The following is a 24548-nucleotide window of genomic DNA, read 5'->3' on the forward strand; positions in this document are numbered from 1 at the left end:
TAACATAAATAACCCTGTGGCCAGGGACACTGCTGGACCCGTTCGGGGACCGTAACCCGAGGGGTCGTCTCGTATCGACCCGACACCGTTATCGGGTGAACCGAAACAATAGAGTGGGTGGGCATCGACGACACATGCGTGAGCGAGTCCAAGCAGAACTACATCGACGGAGAGTGGAGCGAAGCATCGACCGGGGAGACCTTCGAGACGACGGACCCGGCGGCACCCTCGGAGACCGTCGCCGAGTACCAGCAGTCGGGCGAGGAGGACGCCGAGGAGGCCGTCGCCGCGGCGGCCGCGGCCCAGGACGAGTGGGCGGCGACCCCCGGTCCCGAGCGCGGCGCGATCCTGCGCGAGACGGGGTCGATCCTCGAGAGCAGGAAAGACGAACTGACCGAGCTCATGACCCGTGAGGAGGGCAAAACTCACGCCGAAGCCGGCGGCGAGGTACAGCGGGCCATCGACATCTTCTATTACTTCGCCGAGAAGACCCGCGACCTCGGCGGGAACGTCAAAGCCGCGAGCGGGCGGCGGACGAACCTCTATACGGTGAACCAGCCCGTCGGCGTCGCCGCGCTGATCACGCCCTGGAACTACCCGATCGCCATCCCCGCCTGGAAGGTCGCGCCCGCGCTCGCGGCGGGCAACACGCTCGCCCTCAAGCCGGCGTCGGTCGCGGCCGGCACCGCCGTCGCGATCTTCGAGGCGCTCGACGAGGCGGGACTCCCCGACGGCGTCGCGAACATCGTCACCGGCCCCGGCAGCACGGTCGGCGACACGCTGATCTCCCACGACGACGTCGACGCCGTCTCCTTCACCGGCAGCAGCGAGGTCGGCGAGATGGTCTACTCGAAGGCCACCGACGACGGAAAGCGCGTCCAGACCGAGCTGGGCGGGAAGAACCCGACGGTCGTCTCCGACACCGCGGACGTCGAGGAGGCCGCCGAGATCGTCGCCGGCGGGGCCTTCGGCGTCACCGGCCAGGCCTGTACCGCCGGCTCGCGCGCCATCGTCCACACCGACGTCCACGACGAGTTCGTCGAGCGCGTCGTCGAGGAGGCCGAGGCCCTCGAGGTCGGCCCCGGTGACGAGTACGACATGGGACCGCAGGTCACCGAGAGCGAGCTCGAGAGCAGTCTCGAGTACATCGATATCGCCGGCGACGAGGGCGCCACCCTCGAGACGGGCGGCGGCCGCCCCGAGGGCGAGCGCTTCGAGGAGGGTTACTACGTCGAACCGACCGTCTTCAGCGACGTCGAACCCCATGACCGCCTCGCCCAGGAGGAGGTCTTCGGTCCCGTGCTGGCCGTGCTCGAGGTCGAGGACTTCGAGGACGGGCTGCATGTGGCCAACGACGTCGACTACGGGCTCGCGGCGAGCATCCTCACGAACGACCACACCGAGGCCGAACGGTTCGTCGACGAGATCGAGGCGGGCGTCGCGAAGGTCAACACCGCGACGACCGGCCTCGAGCTCCACGTCCCCTTCGGCGGGTTCAAGCGCTCCTCGAGCGAGACGTGGCGCGAGCAGGGCGACGCGGGCCTCGACTTCTACACGATCGAGAAGACCGTCTACGACAGCTTCTAAACTACCCATCCGGTCCCGAAGTTTTAGGACCGGCGGGGTGAATCGAGGAGTCATGCAGTACGAGAACCCGGTGCTTCCGGGCACGCATCCCGATCCGACGGTCTGTCGCGTCGGCGACGACTACTACCTCGCGACGAGCTCCTTCGAGTATTTCCCGGGCGTTCCGCTGTATCACAGCAACGACCTCGTCTCCTGGGAGCACATCGGCCACGCGCTCGACCGCGAGAGCCAGCTCGATCTCGAGGATATCGAGTCCTCCGACGGCATCTACGCGCCGACGCTTCGCCACCATGAGGGGACCTTCTACCTCGTCACCACGCTCGTCGGCGGCGAGGGCAACTTCGTCGTCACCGCCGACGATCCCGCGGGCGAGTGGTCCGATCCCGTTTCCCTCGACGCGCCGGGGTTCGATCCCGACCTGTTCTTCGAGGGCGACACCGCCTACCTCTCGTACGCCGCCGGGCCGACGCTGCCCGAAACGACGATCAAGAACGCAACGGTCGACCTCGAAACGGGGGACGTGGGCGAGCCCCAAGAGCTGTGGGAGGGGATCGAGGGGACGTTCTGCGAGGCCCCGCACCTCTACGAGGTCGACGGGACCTACTACCTCCTCACGGCGGAAGGAGGCACGCACGTCAACCACATGGTCGTCGCGGCACGGGCCGACGATCCGATGGGACCGTTCGAGCCCTGTCCCCGGAACCCGATCCTCTCGCATCGCGGCCACCCGATGCGCTCGATCGACGCGACGGGCCACGGCGACCTGGTCGACGCCCCCGACGGTTCGTGGTGGCTCGTCTTCCTCGGGATCCGCCAGCGGGGCGGCCACCCCGGCTGGCACCATCTCGGCCGAGAGACGTTCCTCGCGCCCGTGGAATGGGACGGGGGATGGCCCGTCGTCAACGGCGGCGACCCGGTCGAGATCGAGACGACGGTCGACTCCCTTCCCGGCGAAGGGACACCGAGACCGTCGGCGCCGGCCCGCGCCACCCGCGAGGCGTTCGACGGCGAGCGCCTCGACGGCGCGTTCGAGTACCGCCGCAACCCCGATGCCGACGCCTATTCGCTCGACGGTGAGGAACTGACCCTTCGCCCCCGAACGACGTCCCTCGACGAACCGGGCGCGACGTTCGTCGGCCGTCGGCAGGCACAGTTCGACTGTCGGGTCGAGGCCGATATCGCGTTCGACCCCGATCCCGGTGAGGAGGCCGGCCTTGCGCTGATCGCGGACGAACGGCACCACTACGAGATCGGGATTGCCGGCCGCGAGGGGAACCCGATCGCGTTCGTCCGATTGCGCGTCGGCGACCTGTGTGACGTCGTCGCCGAGCGGCCGGTAGAGGGCACGGACCACCGGCTCGCTGTCGACGCGACGGCCGAGGCGTATCGCTTCCGTATCGGGACCGACGACGAGGGAACGGAGGAGCTCGCGTCGGCGGCGACGCGGTATCTCGCCACGGAGGTCACGGGCTGTTTCACGGGCGTCTACGTCGGACCCTACGCCACGGGCAGCTCGGACGCCCGATCCGACGACCGGGAGGGCGAGAGGGCGGCGCGTTTCGAGCGGTTCGCCTACGAACCGTCCGAGTGAGGGACGCGGGTCGCGGTGGTCCGAGCGGGTCCGGGGCGTCCCTCGATAACAAACGTGAAATACCTTGCTGTAGATATCCCGTTCGTATGCCGAACTACCGGGAACTCCACGATCCCAACGCAGAGTATACGATGCGGGACCTCTCGGCCGAGACGATGCAGCTCGACGCCGACCGCGGCCCCCGAAACGTCGAGATCACCGACGTCCAGACGACGATGGTCGACGGCAACTACCCCTGGATCCTCGTCCGGGTCTACACGGACGCGGGGATCGTCGGCACCGGCGAGTGCTACTGGGGCGGCGGCGACGCCGCGATCATCGAACGGATGGCCCCCTTCGTCATCGGCGAGAACCCGATGGACATCGATCGCCTCTACGAACACCTGATCCAGAAGATGTCGGGCGAGGGCTCGATCTCGGGCAAGACCATCTCGGCGATCTCCGGGATCGAGATCGCGCTGCACGACATCACGGGCAAGATCCTCGACGTGCCCGCCTACCAGCTCGTCGGCGGGAAGTACCGCGACGACGTTCGGGTCTACTGTGACCTCCACACCGAGAACGAGGCCGACCCGCAGGCCTGCGCCGACGAGGGCGAGCGCGTCGTCGAGGAGCTGGGCTACGACGCCATCAAGTTCGATCTGGACGTCCCCTCGGGCCACGAGAAGGACCGCGCGAACCGCCACCTGCGCGCCCCGGAGATCGACCACAAGGTCGAGATCGTCGAGGCGGTCACCGAGCGCGTCGGCGACCGCGCGGACGTCGCCTTCGACTGCCACTGGTCCTTTTCGGCGGGCTCCGCGAAGCGGCTCGTGACCGCGCTCGAGGAGTACGACGTCTGGTGGCTCGAGGACCCCGTTCCCCCGGAGAACCACGACGTCCAGCGCGAGATCACCCAGTTCACCTCGACGCCGATCACCGTCGGCGAGAACGAGTACCGGACCCACGGCCAACGCCGCCTGCTCGAGGAGCAGGCCGTCGACATCCTCGCGCCCGACCTCCCGCGGGTCGGGGGAATGCGCGAGACGATGAAGATCGCGATCCTCGCGGACCTCTACTACGTTCCGATCGCGATGCACAACGTCTCCTCGCCGATCGGGACGATGGCGAGCGCGCAGGTCGCCGCCGCCATCCCCAACTCGCTGGCGCTGGAGTACCACTCCTACGAGCTCGGCTGGTGGGAGGACCTCGTCGAGGAGGACGGCCTCATCGAGGACGGCCGCATGGAAGTCCCCGAGAAGCCGGGGCTCGGGCTCACGCTCGACCTCGACGCCGTCGAGGAGCACATGGTCGAGGGCGAGGAACTCTTCGACGAGGCGTAAGCAAAGCAAAGCTCGCTGAGCTCTGCTCAGCGGTGTTCGACGAAGCGTTCGTCCCGGTCCGCGCGGGCTGCCGTCTGTTACTGCGGTTCCATCCCCGCGGCCCATTCGACGCCGTTCACCAGCAACGAGCGAAAGCCGTCGGTCTCGAAGACCTCCTCGGTGTGGCCCAGCGAGAGGTAGTAGACCCGTCCCTCTCCATAGCGCTTCGTCCACGCCACCGGGTACTCCGCTAAGTCGGGGTGGTCCATCCGGGCGAGGACGGAGACGTCGTCGTCGCACTCCACCTGGTAGGGCTCGTCGAAGACCGTGAAGTCGTCGACGCCGGCGGTGATCGGGTGGTCGTCGACGATCCCGACGCCGAACTCGCTCTGTTCGGGATGGTCGAGGAAGTGACCGCTGAGCAGCTCGCGCAGCTCCGGAAGGGGCTCCTCGCGGGTGTCGAGGACGTCGTCGGGGTCGTCCGACGCAGTGCTCGTGAGGTCCGCGGCGCAGTGGACCCCGACGTAGCCGTTGCCCTCACGAACGAACGCGAGGAGCCCCTCGCGCTGTTCGTCCGACAGCGTGCTGTCGGTCAGGTAGTCGAGGACGACGTCGTATTCGTCGAGGTCCGAGAGGGCGTCCTTGTCGGTCGTGAGCGTGAGTTCGATCGTGTTCCCGAGGACCTCCTCGAAACGCGGTCCGACCTCCTCGAAGTCGTGGAACGGGAACGCTGTCTCGCCGATCGCGAGCACGCGTAGTGACATGCCTCTTCGATCGACGTGCCTTCACAAAAATGCAGGGTATACGGGAAGGCTCTGCTCGGGGTGGGAGAGCGGCCGCGTCAGTCGAGCGGGACCCGCCCGCGTTCGTCGGCGACCCCCGAATGCTCGTGGAAGAACGTGACGAGCGTGTCTCGCCACCGCTCTGCCTGCAGGACGTGCTCGTCGAACCGCTCGGCGACGTGGCGGTGGCGCCGGTCGTCGATGTCCCCCTCGAGCGAGCTCCATCGATCGTGAAGCCTCCGTACCTCCTCGACGCCGGCGAAGCAGTTGTCGTAGAGCCGTTGGATCACGGTCGTCCCGTCGGCGAGCTCGTGCTCCCAGGGGAGGCGATGGAAGAACAACAGCAGCTCCTCCGGGCAGTCCTCGGGGGAGGCGTAGCGCTCGGCGACCGGCTCGCGGTACTGCTCGACGTAGCCGCTCCCCTCGCTCGTGCGGTCGATCCCGATTCCCTCCCCGTCGGCGACGTGGTACTCGGGCCACTCGCCGGGCGAGGGGTCGTAGTGGTTCTCGAGGGCGGCCTCGCCGTTGTACATCATGTGCATCAACCCGATGCCGCCGGTGTGATAGTCGATCGAGGCCTCCCACGAATCGAGCAGGATCTCGCTCACTGTCTCGACGGTCGTCGGATCGTCGCCGAAGCTCTGTCTGATCCACTCGTCGGTGACCGTTTCCGAGTCGAGGTCGGGATCCCAGCAGAGCCGCCCGTAGCCGTAGAGGTTCGCTCCCGCGAGGTGGTGGCCGAACCAGTTGGGGTCGTCACCGACGACGCCGACGCCGGCGATCCCCTGGCCCTCGGTCCCGCCGAGGACGTCCTTGACGGGCGAGCCGTTCCCATCGGTATCGAACTCGAGGACCTCCTTCCACTGGGGGACGAGATAGCACGCGTGAACGCCCTGGCCGGTGTACTCGCCGGTAATCTGGAGCTCACAGCCCATCGCCGTCTCGGGCATCGCGCCGAACAGCGTCGAGACCGGCTCGCGGGGCTGGAAGTCTATGGGCCCGTTCTTGATCTGGACGGTGACGTTCTCGTGGAACTCGCCGTCGAGCGGTTCGAACGTCTCGTAGGCCTGCACCGCCCGGTCCTCGTGCTCCGAGTAGACGAACGCGCGCCACCAGACGCGCCCGCCGTGGGGGGCGAGCGCGCGGGCGATGACGTTCGCGCCCTCGGCGTGGTCCCGGTCGTAGTCGTAGGGTCCCGTCTGGCCCTCCGAGTCCGCCTTGACGACGAACCCGCCGAAGTCGGGGATCCGGTCGTAGACTTCCTCCGCCTTCCCGGCCCACCACTCCTCGACGGCGGGGTCGAGGGGATCGGCCGTCTCTAATCCTCCAATGAGCATCGGGGAGGCGTAGTTCACCGACAGGTAGGTCTTGATCCCATACTGGCGGAACACGGACGCGAGCGCGGCGACCTTCTCCAGGTTCTCGGATTCGAGCAGCTGCCAGCCCGCCTGCCCGGAGACGACCTCGTTGGCGCCCTCTCGCCCGGGGATCTTCGTGTTGACGTTGTTGACCGAGACGCCGTTGATCCCGACCGAAGCGAGAAGCCGCGCGTAGTCGTAATAGCGCTCCTTCAGGTCGGGCAGGCGCTCCCAGTCGAAGAGCGTCCGGCCGGCATAGCCGCGCTCGACCGACCCGCGGAACGGGTCGTCCCAGTGGTTGATCATCCGCGTCTCGTTGGCGGGCTCCTCGACGACGTCGAGGTCAATGATCGGCTCGCCGGTCGCCATCAGCCGGAGCAGGTGGAAGGTGCCGTAGACCAGTCCTCGATCCCGTGGCGCCGTGAGGACGGTACAGTCGCTCCCCTCCCACTCGACCGATCGGATCAGGTAGCCCTCGTCATGGAGCCCGCGGACCTCGTCGGGATCGACCGACTCGCTGATCGGGCGCATCTCGTCGGGAAGCCCGATCGCGAGGAAGCCATCGACCGACCGGGGCGGGTGCTGCCAGAGGTGTGGCTCCCGCCCGAGCAGCCCGCCCAGCCCGCGTCGGAGCTCCTCGCGGACGGCGCCCAGTTCGGGGGCGCCCTCGGAGACGTAGGCGTGGGTGCAGTGTCTCCGATAGGCATTCGATAGTTCCTCGTCCTCGACCGGCTCGTAACGCAGCCAGCAGTCGTCGTAGTCCTCGACCGGCATGACCCGTCGTTGACCGGCGTCGATCAAAGTCCTGCCGGTCGGTCGATTAGGAGGCCTCGATCAGTCCTCCACGAGCGCCTCCCGGACGGCGTGATATGCGGGCTTGGGGTCGCAGCCGTCGTCGAACAGTAACGGATCGCCCGTGAACCGCTCGGGGAAGTCCTTGAAGCCCCGCAGCCAGGAGGTCGCGTCGTTGACGCCCCACTGGACGAGGGTATCACACCCCGCCTCGAGACAGGCCTCGGTGATCGCCCGGTAGTACTCGGCCTGCTGCTCCAGAGCGTCCTCGGGCCGTTCGTCGGCCGGAAACGCGACGTCCATCTCGGTGATCTGCACGTCGAGGCCGAGCTCGCGGAATCGCCGAACGTTCTCCGCGACCGAGTCGGGGTCGGGCCACTCCCCGAGCGCGTGACACTGGAGGCCGACGCCGTCGATCGGGACGCCCCGATCGAGCAGGTCCGAGAGGAGGTCGTGGATGGCGTCGGACTTCCCGTTGACCGCGTCGGCGCCGTAGTCGTTGTAGTAGAGGTCGGCGTCAGTGACCTCGCGGGCCCACCGGAACGCCTTATCGAGGTACTCCTCACCCATCGCGTCGGCCCACACCGTCTCCCGGAGCGTGCCGTCGTCGGCGACCGCCTCGTTGACGACGTCCCAGGCGTCGATCTTCGCGCGATACCGCCCCGCCACCGTATGAACGTGGTCCCGGAGGAACGTTTCGAGCTGTTCGTCGGTGTAGTCCCACGCCTGGAACCAGTCGGGCTTCTGGTTGTGCCAGACGAGGGTGTGCCCGCGGACGTACATGTCGTGGGCGCGCCCGAAGTCGACGATCGCGTCGGCGTCGGTGAAGTCGTAGGTCTTCCGCGAGGGGCGGAGCGGCCCCATCTTCAGGGCGTTCTCGGGCGTGATCGCGTTGAACTCGTTTCTCGCGGCCTTCCAGTAGCTCGGGTCGCTCCGGAGCGACCGGGCGTTCAGCGCGGCGCCGATCCGGAAGCCGCGGTCGTCGGCCGTCTCTCTAAGGGACGAATGGGTCGACATCGCTCTACCGAACACACGATTACGGAATAAATCTGTAGGTACCGGCGGCTCGGGGCGTAACGCCTGTATAGCTGGCTTTCGAAGCCGGGGTATGGATTCCGCGCAGCGACAACGACGCCTCGCCCGCCGGGCGCTCTGGGGGTCGGTCGTCATCGGTCTCGGCGTCATCGGCTACTTCGGCCTGCAGGGGGAGTTCGTCACGGCGACCGTGGTCGGCGCGCTGCTGATCGGCGGGGGCTACTTCGAGTATCGCCGTCGGCTGCGCGACCTCGAGATGATCGACGGCGACGCCGAGGAGGACCCCTTCGAGCGCCGCGAGCGCTTTCGCTGACGGAGCTCGGGCGACCCGAGCGGTACGCTTATGGCTCGACCCCGAGTCTGTTCGCCGGTAGCATGACAACGGAACTCACGGCAGAGCAGCGCGATCGCCTGACGCAGCTCCACAGCGCGCTGATCAACGACATCACCGACGAGATGGGCATCGACGACAACGTGATCCCCGGGACGCGGATCCGGCCCGTCTGGGGCCGCGAGCCGGTCGTCGGGACCGCCTGCCCCTCCCAGCGCGTCGAGATCGGCTACGAGGAGGAGGGGTCGGACGACCCCCGGGACTCCGAGTTCTTCCAGTACCTCGAGAGCGTCGAGGAGGGGGACTTCGTCGTGATGGCCGCACCCCCGGAGACCGAGGTCGGCCTCTGGGGGGAACTGCTGAGCACGATCGTCCAGGAGAACGGCGCCGTGGGCGCGCTGATCGACGGGCCGACCCGCGACTCGCGGCTGATCGAGGAGCACGCCTTCCCCGTCTGGTCGGACGGCCACAGCTCGATCGAATCGTTCGGCCGCGTGAGCTTCCGGGAGTACGACGTCCCCGTTTCCGTCCACGGCGTGACGATCCGTCCGGGCGACGTCCTCTTCGCCGACTACGAGTCGATCGTGGTCCTCGATCCCGGGATCGTCGAGGAGGTACTCGAACGGGGCGAGGAGGAACTCGAGACCGAGAACGCCGTCCGGGAGGACATCAGATCGGGCGACAGCGTCTTCGAGGTCTGGGACCGGTACGGCACACTCTGATCGACCGTTCTCAGTCCATCCCCGAACGCCCGATGCGCCACTCCTGGAGCTTCTGGGTGCTGTAGGTGAGCGTGATGATCGCACCGTAGCCGATGGTACAGATGATCATCGCGACCATCGCGTACAGCGCCAGGAACCCGGCGGCCTGGTAGGAGCCGAGCGACTGGGCGAGCGCCGAGAGCCCCAACAACCCCGCCGCGATCGGGACGAGCGCCAGCAGGTACGGGTGCTCGAACCGTTGCATATAGACGTCCAGCATGGAACAGTGGTCTCGGTCCACCTATATCAATCATGTGGTCCAGTCGGGAACCGATCGCCCGTCCCGTAGAGAGGGCGAAACCGCCGCTCGATGGACCGTCGTCTTTATTGACTCAGGTATGGTACTCGTGGGCAATGGCCCGTCGTCCCTCGAGTCTCAGCCACCAGATCTGGCTGTCGATCCTCGCCGTCAGTATCGCGATGCTGCTGTTGCTCGGCTGGTCGTTCCTCCATCTCGAGCCCGGGACGCCCTCCTACGTGATCGGGCAGGTGAGCGCCGTCGTCGTCGTCGTCACCATTCTCGGTACGCTGCTCGCGCTGACCTCCGACTGGGTTCCGTTCTGAAGTCGTAGAAGGAACGGAACGCGTCAGCTCCGCGCCTCGTCGGTAGCCGTCGTCCCGTCGGCCGTCGTCGCCTCCTCGGCGTCGTCCGTAATCTCCGGGCTGCGCCAGTACTCGTGGTCCTCGAGTTCGCGGAAGCACTTCGTCCGGTGGTGCTCGCCCTCCTCGGTCTCGTAGAGCTCCGGGGCCTCCTGGCGGCAGGCCTCGCGCGCCTCCGGACAGCGCGTGTGGAACCGACAGCCCGACGGCGGGTTGGTCGCGTCGGGGATGTCGATCTTCCGGACCGGCGGCGACTCGCGCATGGCCTCCTCGGCCTGCTCGGGGTCGAGTATGGGCGTCGCCCACCGCAGCACCTTCGTGTAAGGGTGTTGGGGGTCGTGGATGATCTCGTCGGCGGTCCCGATCTCGACGATCTCCCCGAGATACATCACGGCGATCCTCCCGCCCGACTTCCCCGCCAGATACCGGGCGTTCGCGAGGTCGTGGCTAATGAAGACGAACGAGGTGTCGAAGACCTCCTGCATCTCGAGGAACAGGTCCATCACGCCGATCCGCAGCGAGACGTCCAGCGCGCTGACGGCCTCGTCGGCCAGGATCACGTCGGGTTCGACCAGCAGCGCGCGGATGAGCGCTACCCGCTGTTGCTCGCCGCCCGAGAGCTGGTGGACGTAGCGCTCGGCGTAGTCCTCGGGCGGGCTGATACCCGTCCGTTTGAGCATGTTGAGGATCCGGTTTCGCCGTTCCTCGTAGTTGAGATGCGGGCTCCAGCGCTTCAGCGGCACCGCGAGGTTGTCGAGCACCGACCGATAGGGGTTGAGCGCGGCGCCGGGATCCTGGTGGATGATCTGCAGCGAGCGGCGGATCTCCTCGAAGGTGATGTCGGCGTCCGATTTCCCTTCCCTGATGTCCCAGATGTCGTTGCCGCGGTACTCGATCGACCCGCCCGTGGGCCGCTGGAGGCCCACTGCGGCCTTCCCGAGGGTCGTCTTCCCACAGCCGCTCTCGCCGACCAGGGCGATCACGTCGTTCTCGTCGATATCGAGCGAGATGTCGTCGACCGCCCGGACGGTCGGCTCCGCCTCGATCCCTATCCGGTCGCCGAGCCAGGAGGGGACCATCGCGTTCATCATCGAGGTGTCCTCGAAGTGGACCTCCAGGTCCGAGATCGAGACGAGGGAGTCGTCGGCGCTCATCGCTCCCCACCCCCGAAGGAGAGGGGGACCGCCTCGTCGGCCTGTTCGTGGTAGTGACAGCGCACCTCGTGTTCGCCATCGACGTGGTAGAAGCCGGGATCGTCCGCCACGCAGCGCTCGTCGCCCAGCGGGCATCGCGGGTGATACGAACAGCCCTTCGGATGGTTGACCGGGTCCGGGCTCTCGCCCTCGATCTGTCTCATATCGTCGAGCGGCGTCTCGAGGTTGGGCGTGGACTTGAGCAACGCGCGCGTGTAGGGGTGAGAGGCGTTCCCGAGGATGTCGTTCGCCTCCCCGATCTCGATGAACTCGAAGGCGTACATCACCGCCATCCGGTCGGCGAACCCGGAGACGATCGGCAGGTCGTGGCTGATGAACACCATCGTGAGGTCGTACTTGTCCCTGATGTCGTAGAGCAGGTTGAGGATCGAGCGCTGCATCAGCAGGTCCAGCGCCGCGGTCGGCTCGTCCATCACCAGGACCTCGGGCTCGAGGATCAGGCTGAGGGCGATCAGCGCGCGCTGTTTCTGCCCGCCGGAGAGCTCGTGGGGGAACGACCGGAGCATTCGGTCGGGGTCGAGGTGGAGGTCCGTGAACAGCTGCTCGGCCCGTTCGAGCCCCTCGTCCTTGTCCCAGCCGTGGGCGTCGAGCGTTTCCTCGAAATGCTCGCGGATGTTCATCGTCGGGTTGAACGCGCTCATCGCGCCCTGGAACACCATCGAGACCCGTTCCCAGCGGAACTCGCGCAGCTCCCAGGGCTTGAGGTCGAGGAGGTCGAACGGCTCGCCGTCCTCCGGATGGTACGTGATCTCCCCGTCGACGATCCCCGGCTCGACGACGGCGTCGAGAAGCGAGTCCGCGAACATCGACTTGCCGCTGCCGCTCTCGCCGACGACGCCGAGGGTCTCGCCGCGATAGATGTCGAGGTTGACGTCCTTCAGGACGTGCGAGGCGCCCTGATCCATCTCGAACCGGACGTCCGTGTCCCGGATCGTGATGATCGGGTCGTCCGTCGATCGTGTGGCGGCCGGCGAGACGTCGATCGCTTCGTGTGACATCGTCGGTTACCCTCCGTGCCGCTCGCTCGGCTCGAACGGCCCTGCTCGGGACCACCGCGGTACACCTGTGTGAGTCATTCACTATAGCATCGAGACCAACATCATAAATAACCTTCTATCCGTGCGGTCGGGTTCGAGCCCCGATCGACGCCCTTCTCACAGAACCTGATTCCATCCTGGAGAATAGAGTTCTATGTTAGTGAAGCGTTTTCCCCGTCGTAGAACTTCGTTCTCCGACATCGGCCACGTTTTATTACAAAAGTATGCTTGTAATGAGAGTGAAGGTGTCGGGGATCGGCGATCGAGTTCTCGGGGCTCGTAGGGGTTTCCAGCGGGATCGAGGTACGAAACGGCCGGAGGACCGCTGTGACGGACGGAGCGTTCATCCTCTCGAAACCGAGTTCTCTCCTCCAGAACGGAGCCAGTAGCCGACCGAATCCATCAGGTGGCACCATGGCCGAGATCCGGTGAACCACACGGTTGGTCCCGGCTCCGGAGTGACCTGTCGGGAACGGGTGCCGATGCCCGCTCGCGTTTTCCGGCCTATCAGTTCCTTGGTCCCCTTCCCGATACATTTATTATGTATTATCACTCCTCTGTAGAGGATGCCAGAGAACCACAGGCGGCCGGTAGCCGTCTCTCGGAGAAAGGTACTAGCACTGACAGGAGTTGCGGGCGTCGGTGCGGTCGCCGGCTGCCTCGGGGGCGACGACGACGATAGCGACCTTCTCAATGGGGAGTTGGACACCGTCGACGTGGACTACGACGAGAACTACGAGGAGGAGATGAACGAAGCGGTTCCCTCCGGGGCGGTCAACCCGTTCAACGCGGAGTACATCTTCAACCCGTATCACACCTCCTGGAACCAGGGCGACGCCCAGGAGACCTCCTTCGAGTACCTCGCCGTCTACAGCACCGAGGAGGGTGAGTTCCTCCCGCGGGTCGCCGAGGACTGGGAGATCGACGAGGAGACGGCCGCCACGCGCGTCGAGATCAGCGACGAGTACGGCTGGTCCGACGGCTCGCCGGTCACCGCGGCCGACTTTGTGACCGCCCTCAAGCTCCAGGCGTATCTCGACCAGGGGATCGAGACCTACGTCGATCCGGACGACATCGTCGTCGACGGCGACTACGCGTTCGAACTCCAGCCCCGCGAGGGGTACCAGAACGTCGAGGAGGAGCTGTGGCTGAACCAGTGGGCCGAGACGATACTGGACGTCTCGGAGGCCCAGTACGGCGAGTTCGTCGAGCGCTTCGAGGACGCCGAGGACGACGACGAGATCGAGTCGATCCAACAGGACGTCGTCTCCTTCGAGCCCGAGTGGGACGAGGCGCTCTTCTCGGGTCCGTTCGTCTTCGTCGAGGCAAACGAGGAGTACGCCGATCAGGTCCCGAACCCCGAACACCCGATCGCACGGGACTGGGAGTTCTACCTCCGTCACGGACAGGCAGAGGAGGAAGCCGGTCTGCGCGCCGGCGAGGTCGACTGGGAGCACAACGACCCGACGCTCCAGGATCTGCCCGAGAAGTACGACGTGCCGCCGGTCTCGTTCTCCGGGCAGTCCTTCGCGCTGCTGTTCGGTCCCGAGGACGAATACATCAGCAGCTCGCCGCAGGTACGACAGGCGATCGCACACGCCGTCGACTTCGAGAGGCTCGTCGACGAGTTCTCCCCCGACACGCCGGTCGACCCGTACTCCTGTGGCATCGACGCCGGCTACGTCGAGTTCTTCGTCGAGGAGGACGTCCTAGAGGCGATGACGAACTACGTGCCCCAGGAGACCGACCTGGCGGCCGAGCTCCTCGAGGACGAGGGGTTCACGCTGGACGACGGGCAGTGGTACACGCCCGACGACGAGCCCTGGGAGCTCAACTTCCCGGTCGGCGACTGGTTCCCGGACCAGGCCGAGATGATCTACAACAACCTCGACCAGTTCGGCGTCGGGATCGACTACTACGTCGACGAGATGCCGACCTGGCAGGCCGAGGTCGAGGACGACTCCCAGTACGACATCAGCGTCCACCTCAACTACGGGATGGCCCGCGACTACCACGCCCATGCCGACCTCCAGGAGGAGCTGTTCGGCCCCGTCAGGGGGGCCATCTCCGAGACGGGGGTTCTGGAGAACGAGGTCGAGGTCCCCGAGGTCGGCAACCCCGACGGCGAGACGATCACCGTCGACTTCGAGGAGAGCCTCAACGCGCTCGCCACCGCCGAGGACGAGGAGGAGGTCATGGAGCACGCCTCCGAGCTCGCGTGGGCTCACAACCAGCTCCTGCCCGCGGCGATGATCCACCCCTGGAGCGAGCACTACTGGGTCAACGCCGGCGAGTGGGACTTCGACCTCGAGTCGGACGACTGGCTGACCTCGAACCGGATCGTGCACTACTTCCTCGAGAACGGCCTCGAGCCGCAGTAATCGTCAACCGATCGTTTCGACGTTCGCCCCGCGGGAAGCGAGGTTCCGGCAACCGTCCTCGTCGGCGGCCGACGCGGGACTCTGGACGACGGGTTTTATAGTGGTCTCCGCTGCACCCTTCCCATGGTAGGAGATATCGACCCCCGTGAAGTAGCGATAACGGACGTTCGGACCGCGCGGGTGGACTCGGAGTTCCACTGGACGTTCGTCCGAATAGACACCGACGCGGGCGTCAGCGGCATCGGCGAGGCGGTGCTCGGGCCGGCGGTCGATGGCTACATCGAGCACGCGAAGGGGCTCCTCGTCGGGAAGAGCCCGGTCGACATCGACGCGCGCTGTACGGAGCTCTACGACGGGTTGTCCTTCCTCGGCGGGATGAACGGGGTCGGCGTCACGGCGATCTCCGGGATCGACGTCGCGCTGCACGACCTCGCCGGGAAGCTCCTCGGCGTCCCGGCCTACCAGCTCGTCGGCGGGAAACACCGCGAGGAGGTGCGCGTCTACTGTGACACCCACGCGGGCGATCATCTCTTCCGAACGGACGAGAACTCCTACTCCCCGGAGGCGTACGCCGACGCCGCCGAGGCGGTCGTCGCCGACGGGTTCGACGCGCTGAAGTTCGACCTCGACGGGACGGAGAGAGACGAGCTCGACGGCCGAAACAAACACCTGAACGGGCGGGCGATCGAGCGGAAGGTCGCGATCGTCGAGGCGGTGCTCGACCGGGTCGGCGACCGCGCGGACGTCGCCTTCGACTGTCACTGGAGCTGGACGGGCGACACCGGGCGTCGGCTGGCGAGCGCGCTCGAACCGTACGACGTCTGGTGGCTCGAGGACACGGTCCCGCCCGAGAACCACGACGTCCAGCGCTACGTCACCCACAACACCGACACCACCATCGCGGCCGGCGAGAACCTCTATCGGGTCGAGGGCGCCCGCCGGCTGATCGAGAGCCAGGGGATCGACGTCTTCCATCCGGACGTCCCCAAGACCGGCGGGATGCGGGAAACGAAGAAGGCCGCGGACATGGCCAAGGCCTACTCGATCCCGCTCGCGCTCCACAACGTGGCCTCGCCGATCGGGACGATGGCCAGCGCCCACGTCGGCGCCGCGGCGTCGAACTTCCTCGCCCTCGAGTTCCACGCGCGCGACCTGGAGTGGTGGGACGACCTGCTCGTCCGCGACGAGCCGCTGATCCGGGAGGGGCGGATCGCGGTCCCCGACGAGCCCGGCCTGGGGATCGAGCTCGACGAGGACGCCCTCGCGGCGCATCTGGTCGACGGCGAGGAGCTGTTTGACGAAGCGTAGCCTCATCGAGCCAGCAAGCCGATGGTTTGCGCTGTTCGACGAGGCGTGGCCACCGCGACTACGTACACGGAACCGGGTCTCTCACCACCGTCGGAAGCGGAAAATTATTAATAATGGGGGTGTGATGGACAGTAGCAATAACGCATGGCAAACTGGTTAATCAAGCGGCTGGGGCAGGCAGTGCTGACGGTCGTCGTGGTGTTTCACCTGACGTTCGTCTTGGTTCGACTGATGCCGGGGAACCCGCTGGAGGCGATGATGGCGCAGATGCTCGAGCAGTATCCGGGGGACCCGGCGACCGCCCGCCGAGTCGTCGAACTCCAGTTGAACATCAACCCCGACGCACCGCTGCACGTCCAGTATCTCGATTACATGACGGCGGTGCTGCAGGGCGACCTCGGCTACTCGATCTCGCAGAACGCATCGGTCAACCAGATCCTCGCCGAGGCCGTCCCGTGGACGATCTTCTACATGTCCATCGCCATGGTGATCACGTTCGTCACGAGCATCTGTCTGGGCGCGATCATGGCCTACTACGAGGGCACGAAGTTCGACACCGCGATGACCGGCATCGCCGTCATCGAGACCTCCACGCCTTACTACGTCGCGGCGCTGCTGCTGTCGTTCGTCTTCGCCTACCAGCTGGGATGGTTTCCCACGGGGGCGCGCTATCCAGGTGGCGTCGAGATCGGCCTCAACGCCGGGTTCGTGCTCGGGTCGTTACACCACGCGGCCTTGCCGATCATCTCGTTGATCGTCACGGGCGCGGCGGCCTCGCTGAGCATGCGCGGCAACTCGATCAGCGTCCTCGGGGCGGACCACATACGGGTAGCCCAGCTACGTGGGCTCCCCCCGACGCGGATCGCCCTGCGATACGTCATGCGCAACGCGCTGTTGCCCCTCTACACCGGCCTCCTCCTGACGGTCGGGTTCATGATCGGCGGGTCGATCATTCTCGAGGACATCTTCAACTACCGCGGGATGGGCTGGTACATGTTCGCGGGTGTCAACAACCGCGACTACCCGCTGATGGTCGGCGGGTTCATGGTCATCTGTGTCACGGTCGTGATCGCGATGCTCATCGCCGACGCCACCTACAGCCGGATCGACCCGCGGGCCCAGTCGGGCGGCGACAACATGGAGGTCTACGGGAGCTCGACCGGCGTCCCGCTGCGGACCCAGCTCAAGCGCTACGTCCAGCGGCTCACCGGCCGGACAGGCGAGGAGAAGCGGGCCGACGGCGGGACCTCGCGCTACGAGTTCATGGGCGAGGAGACCGCCGTCGACGTCGACCGCAAGGAGGTGCTCTACCGGAAGTTCGACCGGTCGATCTACGCGCCGATGAAGATCGTTCTCGGCGACTGGCGGGGGCTGACCGGCATATCGCTCATCCTCTCGTTCTTCGCGATCGGCTTCATCGGCCCGCGGTTCGTCCACAGCCCGACGACGACGTTCGCGACGTGGGTCTCGCCGCTCGACGCCGGCCTCGCCCACCCGCTCGGCACGACCAACACCGGCGTCGACCTCCTCTCGCTGATGGTTCACGGGACGACCCCCGTTCTGATCATGATCGTCACCGGCGCGCTCGCGACGGTGCTGGTCGGCGTCAGCGTCGGCACCGTCGCGGGGTTCCGGGGCGGGACCATCGACCGCGTGCTGATGACGATCTGTGACATCGTCATCTCGATCCCCGGCCTTCCGCTCATCATCGTCATCGCGGCGATCATCGAGCCACGCCACCCGGCGCTCGTCGGATTGGTGCTGTCGGTCGCCGCCTGGGGCGGGCTCGGGCGCTCGATCCGCTCGGAGGTGCTGAAGGTCCGGGGCTACGAGTACGTCGAGGCCTCGCGCGCGATGGGGATCGGTACCCCGCCGATCATCCTCAAGGACATCCTGCCGAACATCTGGCCGTACATCCTGATCAACCTCGCGAACAACGCCAGGAACATCATCTTCGCGTCGGTCGCGCTGTACTACCTCGGGTTCCTCCCGATCAGCTCGCAGAACTGGGGGGTCGTCCTCAACAACGCCGAGGAGGCCGGGGCGCTCTACACCCTCGGGCAGTCCCACTTCATCATCGCCCCGATGATCTTCATCATCCTGCTTTCGATGGGGCTGATCCTGCTGGCCCAGTCGCTCGACCGGATCAGCAACCCGCGGATCCGGGCCCGCCACGCGAAGTCCGTCGACGACGACGAGCCGCGCTGACCTCGCGGCTCTCCCGTTTCTCCCGATCCCGCGTCGAGCGGCCGGATTTAAGTCGGTGCCCGGTGTCGAGGTCAACGATGACCTATACCGTCGGTATCGTCGGCTGTGGCGACATCAGCGACGCGTATCTCTCCTCGGACGGCCGATTCGGGAACTACCGGATCGTCGCCTGCAGCAGCCTGGATCGGGCCCAGGCGGAGGAGAAAGCAGCGAAACACGGGATCGACGCGCTCGGCGTCGACGAGCTGCTCGCCGATCCGGGGGTGGATATCGTGGTCAACCTGACGCCGCCCGACGTACACGCCGACGTGACGCTTCGGGCGCTCGACGCCGGCAACCACGTCTACACGGAAAAGCCGATCGCGGCCTCCGTCGCCGCCTCCGAGCGGATACTCGAGACGGCCGCCGAGCGGGACCTCCTGGTCGGGTCAGCGCCCGATACGTTCCTCGGGGCCGCACTGCAGACGTGCCGAAGCGTCCTCGACGAGGGTCGGATCGGCGAGCCGATCGGTGCGACCGCGCTCTGGACCTCCTCGGGCCACGAGAGCTGGCATCCGAACCCCGACCTGTTCTATCGGGAGGGCGGCGGGCCGCTTCTCGACGTCGGACCCTACTACCTGACCGCGCTCGTCTCCCTCCTCGGGCCCGCGAGCCGGGTCACGGGGTCGGTAACGCGAGCGCGTGAGGAGCGACCGATCACGAGCGAGCCGCGCCGCGGGGAGACGATTCCCGTCGACGTGCCGACCCACGAGACGGGGATCGTCGACTTCGAGAACGGCGTCGTCGGGAACGTCACGGCCAGCTTCGACGTCCAGGGGTCGTCGCTTCCCTCGCCAGGGTTCGAGATCTACGGGACGGAGGGGACGCTGAGCGTCCCCGACCCGAACCACTTCGACGGGACGGTCTCCGTTCACGAACGCGGCGAGGGCTGGGAGGACGTCCCCCCGACCCACGACTACACCGACGGGCGCGGCATCGGCGTCGCCGATCTGGCGTCTGCCCTCGACTCCGACTGGGACCACCGGACGACGGGAAGGCTCGCCCACCACGTCCTCGAGATCCTCACTGGGGTGAGGAGGGCCTCGACCGAGGGGGAACACGTCTCGATCGACTCGACCGTCGAGCGCCCGAGCCCGCTTCCCCGGACGTTTCCCTACTGACCGGCAGTCCTCGATCAGAAGCCGTAGAGCTCTCGGGGCCGATCGTAGGCGACCGTACGAACCAGATCGCGCGCGACGTCTCGGGGCATCCGTCCCCGTTCGACCTGCCGGCCGACGACGTTCGCCAGGGAACGCCGGAACATCTCGAAGCGCGAGCCATAGGAGAGGAGCTTTCGCGAATCGCTGACCATCCCCGGGGAGTTCGAGAGGAGCTCGACCGTGCCGACGTACTCCAACTGCTCCTCGATCCCGACCGGGCTGTCGTTGAACCACCACGCCGGACCCACGTTGACGTTCGGGAAGACGCGCGCGAGGGTCGCGACCGTCGGGTAGTGGGTCGGATCCAGACAGTAGAGGACGACCTCGAACTCGCCGTCGAAGCGGTTGAGGAAGTGCTTCAGACTCCCCTCGATGTCGAGGTCCTGGGTCGAGACGTCGCCGCCGGAGGCCGGCCCGAGCGCCTCGTGGACCTCCTCGCGGTAGTCGCGGACGGGACCGAGATGGAACTGCGTCGTCCACCCCTTCTCGGCGTTCAGCTCGCCGATGCACTCGAGGAGATACGCCTGCAGGTCGGCCGCCTCTTCCCCCTCGATCGAGCCCGCGAGCGCCGCCTCGTAACACGCCGCTGCTCGCGCGTCGTCGACCGGCCGCGAGACCGGCATCCGGATCCCGACGTCGCTCGCGACACAACCGTGCTCGGCGAAGTGATCGTGGCTCGCGCGCAGCGCGTCGAGGAAGCCCTCGAGGTCCCCAGTGCCGACGTCAGTCGCCGTAGCGAGTTCGTCGACGAACCCGCCCCAGTCGTCGTCCTCGACCTGGAGAACACGATCGGCACGCCACGTCGGCAGGACGTCGACGCCCGAAATCTCCTCTTCGGCCCGTTCGTGGTTCTCGAGCGACGAGGTCGGGTCGTCGGTGCTGCAGACGACCTCGACGTCCATCTCGCGGAGGAGCGCCTGCGGACGCATCGAGTCGTCCTCGAGCTGGGCGGCCGTCTCCTCCCATATCTCGTCGGCGGTCTCGCTCGATATCGTTCGATCGATCCCGAACCGTCGTTTGAGGTCGAGGTGGACCCACTCGTAGGTCGGGTTGCCCGCGAACGAGGGGAACACCTCTGCCAGCGCCTCCCACTTCTCGCGGTTGGTCGCGTCGCCGGTGATCCGCTCCTCGGGGACGCCGCGGTTTCGCATCAGTGCCCAGACGTAGTGGTCGGTCGCGCCCTCGACCTCCCAGACGTCGGACCAGCCGTCGTCCTCGACGATCTCGACCACGTCGGCGTGACTGTGGGGGTCGACGATCGGCAGGTCCGCGATCCCCTCGTAGAGCGTCCGTGCGGTTTCGGTCTCGAGCAGGTAGTCGTCGCCGAGAAAGCTCATGATCGATCGCTCGGCGGAGACTCGCATAAACCTATGGTCTCTCACCCGAGAACCCGCGCCCCGATCCTCGTCGGCCGCCCGCCATACCACTAGTCGATATTATGGAATGATTTATGATCCAGAGCGCTCGACGATAGAACGAAGCCATGCGAAAGGAGAACACAGACCATTCGGCGGGTAGCGACGGCTCGGCTCTCGATCGGCGGCTGTTCCTTGGCATGCTGGGGGCGCTCGGCGCCGGCGTCGGCTTCAGCGGTACGGCCGGGGCCGACGAGCACGAGGAGGAATCAGCCCCGAAACCCGAGGAGGGCTGGGAGGACGAGGCCAACGACCGCATCGGCGAGCATCGGGTCGCCGATCTCGAGGTGTCGGTCGTCGACGCGGGCGGTGACCCCCTCGAGACGGAGGTGGGAGTCGAGATGCTCGAACACGAGTTCACCTTCGGGACGGCGATCGACGCGCCTCGCCTCACCGGCGACGACGAGGACTCCGAGCGCTATCGCGAGCACATCCCCGAGCTGTTCAACGGCGCGGTGCTCGAGAACCACCACAAGTGGCGCTTCTGGGAGGAGAACCAGGCCGGAGCCGACACCTCGTGGGCGCTCGACCACAGCGGGGCGGACGACCTCGACGCGGAGGCGAACCTCTCCGACGTGGCCACCGAGTGGATCCTCGACCAGGGGCTCGACGTCCGGGGCCACGCGGCCCTGTGGGCGAACCGGGGCGTGGACGCCATCCCCGAGGACGTCCTGGAGGCCTTGGACGAGGGAGACGGCGAGTACGTCCGCGAACGGACCCACGAGCACATCCAGCGGATCATCGAGTACTACGGCGAGGACATGCTCCACTGGGACGTCGTCAACGAGGCCATCCACGAGCCCGAGATGATCGAGGTGATCGACGGCGAGGACGTCGACCCCGTCGAGGCGCCCGTCCTGGCAGACTGGTATCGCACCGCGACCGAGGCGGCCCCCGAGGGCGTCGCCCTCGACGTCAACGATTACAACACGCTCGCGGGACCCTACGAGGAGACCAGAGAGCAGTACGAGCGCCAGATCGAGTTCCTGAACGGCGCGGACGGCGTCGAGCTCGGCGGCGCCGGCATGCAGAGCCACTTCAGCGAGGCTGAGACGCTGACCCCGGGCCAGATCATGGAGGGGCTCGACCGGTACGCCGCCCACGATGTCGAGCTCCGGATCACCGAGTACGACATGGCCGATCCGGAATGGGACGAGGAAGACAAGGCGGAGTTCTTCGAGCGGTTCCTGAAGACGGTCTTCAGTCATCCCGACGTCGAGGACTTCCTCATGTGGGGGTTCTGGGACGACGAACACTGGCAGGGCGACGCGCCGTTGTTCTACGAGGACTGGGAGCCGAAACCCACCCACGAGGTCTACACCGACCTCGTCTTCGAGGAGTGGTGGACCGACGAGTCGGGTACTACCGACGACGGCTCGGACTCCTTCGAGGCGTTCCTCGGCGAGCACGAGCTATCGGTCTCGTTCGCTGACGGGGAGTTCCGCACGGAGCTCTCGATCACGGACTCGGACGGGGAGAGCGTCGAGGTGGTCGTCGCCGACCTCGACGTTCGCGGGACGGCCGACGACCGCCAGAAGGGGACGATCCCGGTCCACGTCCCGAGCGACGAGGCGTTCAACCCGACCGCGCTCGACCCCGATACGGTTCGCTTCGGAACGCCCGAGGCAGTCAACGCGGGCGAGGGAGCCACGCCCCGTTCAGACGAGATCGCGGGCGACGGCCGAAAGGGATGTCTGTTCCACTTCGATGCCGACGAGAGCGCCCTCGAGGGCGGCGTGGCGATGCTGTCCGGACGGACCGAGGACGGCCGGCTCGTCGTCGGCTTCGATCGGTACTGACCCTTTTCGATCCCCCGGCCCCGCCGTATCACCGCCCGATATTATGGAATGATTTATAATGCAGAGGTCCTACGATAAAACGAAGCCATGCGAGAAGAGAACATAGATCACTCGGCGGGTAGCGACGGCGACGTCTCGGGTCTCGACCGGCGACTGTTCCTGGGCATGCTGGGAGCGCTCGGGGCCGGCGGAAGTCTAAGCGGGGTAGCCGGGGCCGACGACGGGGGCGAACCGGGGGACGACTGGGAGGCGGCAGCCGACGACCGCATTCACGAGCATCGGACTGCGGAGCTCGAGGTATCGATCGCCGACGGCGACGGCGACGCCGTCGAGACGGAGGTGGACGTCGAGATGCTCGAACACGAGTTCACCTTCGGGACGGCCGTGGACGCGAACCGGCTCCAGGAGGAGGGCGAGGACGCCGACCGGTATCGCGAGGTCGTGACGGAGCTGTTCAACACCGCCGTCCTCGAGAACCACCACAAGTGGCGCTTCTGGGAGGACGACCAGGAGCTGGCGGACGAGGCCACCGAGTGGGTACTCGAGGAGGGGCTCGACATCCGGGGCCATGCGGCCCTCTGGGCGGCCGTCGACTCCTGGGCGGTGCCGCCGGACGTCGTCAGCGCGATGGGCGTCGAGTGGGAGGACAACGACGTCACTGATCCCGAGTTCGATCCTGAACACGTCGAGGAGCGCTCGTTCGAGCACCTCGAGACGATCATCGAGCACTACGGCGAGGACATGCTCCACTGGGACGTCGTCAACGAGGTGATCCACGAGCCCGAGATGATCCAGGCGATCGACGGCGAGGACGTCGACCCCGTCGAGGCGCCCGTGCTGGCCGAGTGGTATCGCACCGCGACGGAGGTCGCCCCCGAGGCCGTCGACCTCGACGTCAACGACTACAACACGCTCGCGGGCCCCTACGAGGACACCCGCGACGACTACGAGCGCCAGATCGAGTTCCTCGCCAACGAAGAAGGAGCCGACCTCGACGGGGTCGGCATGCAGTGTCACTTCAGCGAGGCCGAGACGCTGACGCCCGAACAGACCATGGAGGGGCTCGATCGGTACACCGGGTACGGCGCGGACCTCCGGATCACCGAGTTCGACATGGCCGACGAGGAGTGGGACGAGAAGGAGAAGGCGGAGTTCTTCGAGGGGTTCCTCAGGACGATATTCAGCCACCCCGACGTCGAGGACTTCCTCATGTGGGGCTTCTGGGACGACGAGCACTGGCTGGACGACGCACCGCTGTTCTTCGAGGACTGGGAGGAGAAACCCAGCTACGACGTCTACACCGACCTCGTCTTCGGGGAGTGGTGGACCGACGAATCGGGCACGACGGCGGACGGCTCGGGCTCCTTCGAGCCGTTCCTCGGCGAGCACGAGCTGACGATCTCGTTCGAGGACGGCGAGTTCCGAACCGAACTTTCGATCACGGACTCGGACGGGGAGAGCGTCGAGGTGGTCGTCGCCGACGTCGACGTCCGCGGCGCGGCGGGCGGGCGCCGCCAGGGAACGCTCCCGGTCCACGTTTCGGGCGGCGAGGCCTTCGACCCGAGGACGCTCGACCCCCAGACGATTCGCTTCGGGACCCCCGAGGCGGTCGACACGGGCGAAGGAGCCACGCCCCGCTCCGAGGAGCTCTCGGGTGGCCGGAACGGCTGTATGATCCACTTCGACGCCGGCGAGAGCACTCTCGAAGGAGGCGTGGCGATGCTTCACGGACGGACCGAGGACGGCAAGCTTGTCGTCGGCTTCGAGCGCTACTGATCGGGGAATCGCCCGACCAACCGCCGACCGACCCTCACCGAGCCCCACGTCAGAAACACTAAGACGGATGGCT

At 66.7% G+C, this 24548-nt stretch carries 19 protein-coding genes; 12 read left to right on the forward strand and 7 right to left on the reverse strand.

Annotated features, from left to right (window positions below; genetic code table 11):
* Nucleotides 1-138: 138 nt before the first annotated feature.
* The 3 genes from xacF to WOA58_RS15555 all read left to right on the forward strand — a co-directional run bounded on the left by xacF (nucleotide 139) and on the right by WOA58_RS15555 (nucleotide 4500).
* Nucleotides 139-1587: a 2,5-dioxovalerate dehydrogenase gene (gene xacF / locus WOA58_RS15545; RefSeq protein WP_340605185.1), complete on the forward strand. Its 1449-nt coding sequence runs from the start codon at nucleotides 139-141 to the stop codon at nucleotides 1585-1587.
* Nucleotides 1588-1639: 52 nt separating this feature from the next.
* Nucleotides 1640-3178 carry a glycoside hydrolase family 43 protein gene (locus WOA58_RS15550; RefSeq protein WP_340605186.1) on the forward strand — a complete coding sequence of 513 codons (1539 nt, stop codon included), beginning with the start codon at nucleotides 1640-1642 and terminating at the stop codon, nucleotides 3176-3178.
* Nucleotides 3179-3264: 86 nt separating this feature from the next.
* On the forward strand, nucleotides 3265-4500 hold the full coding sequence (locus tag WOA58_RS15555) for a mandelate racemase/muconate lactonizing enzyme family protein (protein WP_340605187.1): 1236 nt from the start codon (nucleotides 3265-3267) through the stop codon (nucleotides 4498-4500).
* 77 nt (nucleotides 4501-4577) lie between these two features.
* Here the strand turns inward: WOA58_RS15555 and WOA58_RS15560 are convergent, their stop codons facing one another.
* The 3 genes from WOA58_RS15560 to WOA58_RS15570 form a co-directional block, all read right to left on the reverse strand.
* Nucleotides 4578-5243, reverse strand: a complete 666-nt coding sequence (locus WOA58_RS15560; protein ID WP_340605188.1) for a ThuA domain-containing protein — start codon at nucleotides 5241-5243, stop codon at nucleotides 4578-4580.
* 77 nt (nucleotides 5244-5320) lie between these two features.
* On the reverse strand, nucleotides 5321-7393 hold the full coding sequence (locus tag WOA58_RS15565) for an alpha-glucuronidase family glycosyl hydrolase (RefSeq protein WP_340605189.1): 2073 nt from the start codon (nucleotides 7391-7393) through the stop codon (nucleotides 5321-5323).
* 60 nt (nucleotides 7394-7453) lie between these two features.
* Nucleotides 7454-8428, reverse strand: a complete 975-nt coding sequence (locus WOA58_RS15570) for an endo-1,4-beta-xylanase (protein ID WP_340605190.1) — start codon at nucleotides 8426-8428, stop codon at nucleotides 7454-7456.
* A 91-nt stretch (nucleotides 8429-8519) separates the two neighbouring features.
* On the opposite strand from WOA58_RS15570, the gene WOA58_RS15575 reads away from it, so the two are divergent.
* On the forward strand, nucleotides 8520-8759 hold the full coding sequence (locus WOA58_RS15575; protein WP_340605191.1) for a hypothetical protein: 240 nt from the start codon (nucleotides 8520-8522) through the stop codon (nucleotides 8757-8759).
* A 62-nt stretch (nucleotides 8760-8821) separates the two neighbouring features.
* Nucleotides 8822-9499: an RraA family protein gene (locus tag WOA58_RS15580; RefSeq protein WP_340605192.1), complete on the forward strand. Its 678-nt coding sequence runs from the start codon at nucleotides 8822-8824 to the stop codon at nucleotides 9497-9499.
* 10 nt (nucleotides 9500-9509) lie between these two features.
* On the opposite strand, the gene WOA58_RS15585 is transcribed toward WOA58_RS15580, so the two are convergent.
* Complete coding sequence (locus tag WOA58_RS15585) at nucleotides 9510-9758, reverse strand: hypothetical protein (RefSeq protein WP_340605193.1); 249 nt, start codon at nucleotides 9756-9758, stop codon at nucleotides 9510-9512.
* A 134-nt stretch (nucleotides 9759-9892) separates the two neighbouring features.
* Here WOA58_RS15585 and WOA58_RS15590 point away from each other — a divergent pair, with 134 nt between their 5' ends.
* Nucleotides 9893-10102: a hypothetical protein gene (locus WOA58_RS15590; RefSeq protein WP_340605194.1), complete on the forward strand. Its 210-nt coding sequence runs from the start codon at nucleotides 9893-9895 to the stop codon at nucleotides 10100-10102.
* Nucleotides 10103-10125: 23 nt separating this feature from the next.
* Here the strand turns inward: WOA58_RS15590 and WOA58_RS15595 are convergent, their stop codons facing one another.
* Together WOA58_RS15595 and WOA58_RS15600 are read right to left on the reverse strand one after the other, a co-directional pair.
* Complete coding sequence (locus WOA58_RS15595; RefSeq protein ID WP_340605195.1) at nucleotides 10126-11292, reverse strand: ABC transporter ATP-binding protein; 1167 nt, start codon at nucleotides 11290-11292, stop codon at nucleotides 10126-10128.
* Nucleotides 11289-12350: an ABC transporter ATP-binding protein gene (locus WOA58_RS15600; RefSeq protein WP_340605197.1), complete on the reverse strand. Its 1062-nt coding sequence runs from the start codon at nucleotides 12348-12350 to the stop codon at nucleotides 11289-11291. Before WOA58_RS15600 ends, WOA58_RS15595 begins: the two co-directional genes overlap by 4 nt.
* A 605-nt stretch (nucleotides 12351-12955) precedes the next feature.
* On the opposite strand from WOA58_RS15600, the gene WOA58_RS15605 reads away from it, so the two are divergent.
* The 4 genes from WOA58_RS15605 (at nucleotide 12956) to WOA58_RS15620 (ending at nucleotide 19446) form a co-directional block, all read left to right on the forward strand.
* The gene (locus WOA58_RS15605) at nucleotides 12956-14770 is read left to right on the forward strand and encodes an ABC transporter substrate-binding protein (protein ID WP_340605198.1); all 1815 of its coding nucleotides are present in this window, start codon (nucleotides 12956-12958) and stop codon (nucleotides 14768-14770) included.
* 123 nt (nucleotides 14771-14893) lie between these two features.
* Complete coding sequence (locus tag WOA58_RS15610) at nucleotides 14894-16078, forward strand: mandelate racemase/muconate lactonizing enzyme family protein (protein WP_340605199.1); 1185 nt, start codon at nucleotides 14894-14896, stop codon at nucleotides 16076-16078.
* 144 nt (nucleotides 16079-16222) lie between these two features.
* Nucleotides 16223-18286: an ABC transporter permease subunit gene (locus WOA58_RS15615; RefSeq protein WP_340605200.1), complete on the forward strand. Its 2064-nt coding sequence runs from the start codon at nucleotides 16223-16225 to the stop codon at nucleotides 18284-18286.
* Between the two features lie 77 nt (nucleotides 18287-18363).
* Nucleotides 18364-19446, forward strand: a complete 1083-nt coding sequence (locus WOA58_RS15620; RefSeq protein WP_340605201.1) for a Gfo/Idh/MocA family protein — start codon at nucleotides 18364-18366, stop codon at nucleotides 19444-19446.
* Nucleotides 19447-19460: 14 nt separating this feature from the next.
* Here the strand turns inward: WOA58_RS15620 and uxaC are convergent, their stop codons facing one another.
* Complete coding sequence (gene uxaC, locus WOA58_RS15625; protein ID WP_340605202.1) at nucleotides 19461-20822, reverse strand: glucuronate isomerase; 1362 nt, start codon at nucleotides 20820-20822, stop codon at nucleotides 19461-19463.
* 146 nt (nucleotides 20823-20968) lie between these two features.
* Here uxaC and WOA58_RS15630 point away from each other — a divergent pair, with 146 nt between their 5' ends.
* A complete protein-coding gene (locus tag WOA58_RS15630; RefSeq protein ID WP_340605203.1) occupies nucleotides 20969-22699 on the forward strand; it encodes an endo-1,4-beta-xylanase in 1731 nt (576 codons plus the stop codon).
* A gap of 87 nt (nucleotides 22700-22786) precedes the next feature.
* Nucleotides 22787-24475: an endo-1,4-beta-xylanase gene (locus WOA58_RS15635; protein ID WP_340605204.1), complete on the forward strand. Its 1689-nt coding sequence runs from the start codon at nucleotides 22787-22789 to the stop codon at nucleotides 24473-24475.
* Nucleotides 24476-24548: the final 73 nt, after the last annotated feature.

This window comes from Halalkalicoccus tibetensis (assembly GCF_037996645.1).
Classification (GTDB): domain Archaea; phylum Halobacteriota; class Halobacteria; order Halobacteriales; family Halalkalicoccaceae; genus Halalkalicoccus; species Halalkalicoccus tibetensis.